Consider the following 1645-nt stretch of genomic DNA (forward strand, 5'->3'; position numbering starts at 1 on the left):
GTTCTCGGTCCAGGAGCGGTACTTCGAGTACGACCACGTCACCGACGACGGCGAGCTCCTCGTCGAGGCCTCGGGCGGGGAGGTGACGGGGACGACGACGATACTCCCGCCGATCGAGATGGCCGCAACCTTCGTCGACGACAAGCGCGACGAGCCGTTCCGGTCGGAGTCGCAGGTGGAGCTCTCCGAGGGGAACTTCTCGATCAGCGCCGACCTCGGGGGCGCCGATCCCGGGACTCGACTGAACTACGAGCTGTACGACGGGACGACGCTCCGCGACAGCCGCACGGTGATCGTCGTCGACGACACCGACGACCCGGACCGGCTCGCGATCGACGGCGTGCCCGAGAACGCCACCGTCGCGGCGGGGGGGAACCTCTCCGCGCTCGGGATCGACGTCCGAAACGCCGGCGGACTGGAGGGAGAGGGAACGCTCGCGCTCGACGTCGACGGCGGTAACTTGACGACCGCCCGCGACCTGACCCTGTCGTCGAACGAGTCGCGCACCGTCGGCTTCCCGTCCGCGACCGTCCGCCTCGATCCCGGTGAGTACCCCTTCACCGCCACGCTCGACGGGGATCGGCGAAACGGAACCCTGGTCGTCGCGGAGAACCCGGCGAGGACGACGATCGACGATGACGGCGGCGGGGACGACGGTGGCGCGAACGACTCCCAGACCCCGTCGAACAGCAGCGATAGCGACGAGAACACCGCGAACACCGACGCGAACTCCACGGACGCCGCCGGAAACTCGACTGCGAGTGAGTCCGCGGGCGCCACGGACCCTGACGGGAACTCGTCGCGCGTCGACGGGAACTCATCGACTACCGACGGGAACTCTTCGAACCCGACCGGCGACTCCGGCGGTCAGGACGGTGAGAGCGAGCCGGCGACCCTCCTCCCGTTCGGGATCGGCACCCGCGAGGCGTTCGGCGGGACCGTCCTCGTCGGCGCGATTCACATCCTCGGCCACTGGGTGTGAGGCACGGGTTCTTCCGACGACCCGCGTCCGTTCTCATCGCTGAGAACCGCGGGGGAGCGATTAAGTGATCGCTGCGCCCGGTTTCAGACAACAATGGCTACGCGGGTACTCATCGCCGACGACTCGGAGTTCATGCGGAACCTCCTCCGGGAGATCCTCGAGGGCGAGTTCGAGATCGTCGGGGAGGCGGAGAACGGCGTGGAGGCGGTCAACATGTACGAGGAACACGGGCCGGACCTCGTGATGATGGACATCGTGATGCCGATCCGCGACGGCATCGAGGCGACGACGGAGATCTTAGAGGACAACCCCGACGCGACGGTGATCATGTGTACGAGCGTCGGGCAGGAGGAGAAGATGAAGGCGGCGATCAAGGCGGGCGCGGAGGGGTACATCACGAAGCCGTTCCAGAAGCCGAACGTGCTCGACGCCATCGGTTCGGCGGTATAATGCGCGTCGACGTCCGCGCGCTCGGCGCCTGTAACCGCCTCGCGGAACGGGGGGCGAAGCAGGCCGCCGGCGCGCTCTCGGATCTCACCGGGACCGACCTCGCGGTGGAGGTGACGGGCGCGAGCGTCGCCAGCGGCGAGGACCTCGCGGAGTCGTTCGCCGGCCGGGAGTCGATCGGCGTGAGCGTCGGGCTCCGCGGCGGGTTAGACGGCG

The 1645-nt window shown here is 68.4% G+C and carries 2 protein-coding genes and 1 pseudogene; all 3 read left to right on the forward strand.

What is annotated here, in order from left to right; all coding sequences use genetic code 11:
- Nucleotides 1–982 (forward strand): BGTF surface domain-containing protein (locus B9G38_RS17060; protein WP_321166652.1); only part of this gene is annotated, 982 nt, incomplete at its 5' end.
- A gap of 93 nt (nucleotides 983–1075) precedes the next feature.
- Nucleotides 1076–1432 carry a chemotaxis protein CheY gene (gene cheY / locus B9G38_RS17065; protein WP_006628944.1) on the forward strand — a complete coding sequence of 119 codons (357 nt, stop codon included), beginning with the start codon at nucleotides 1076–1078 and terminating at the stop codon, nucleotides 1430–1432.
- A pseudogene (locus B9G38_RS17070) lies at nucleotides 1432–1645 on the forward strand (chemotaxis protein CheC); the annotation flags it as partial. The gene cheY and the pseudogene B9G38_RS17070, both read left to right, overlap by 1 nt.

This window comes from Halorubrum sp. SD612, assembly GCF_002135005.1.

What these genes read in the sequence shown, in the direction of transcription:
- cheY (WP_006628944.1), top strand. Translation starts at nt 1,076, where the DNA reads ATGGCTACGCGGGTACTCATCGCCGACGACTCGGAGTTCATGCGGAAC.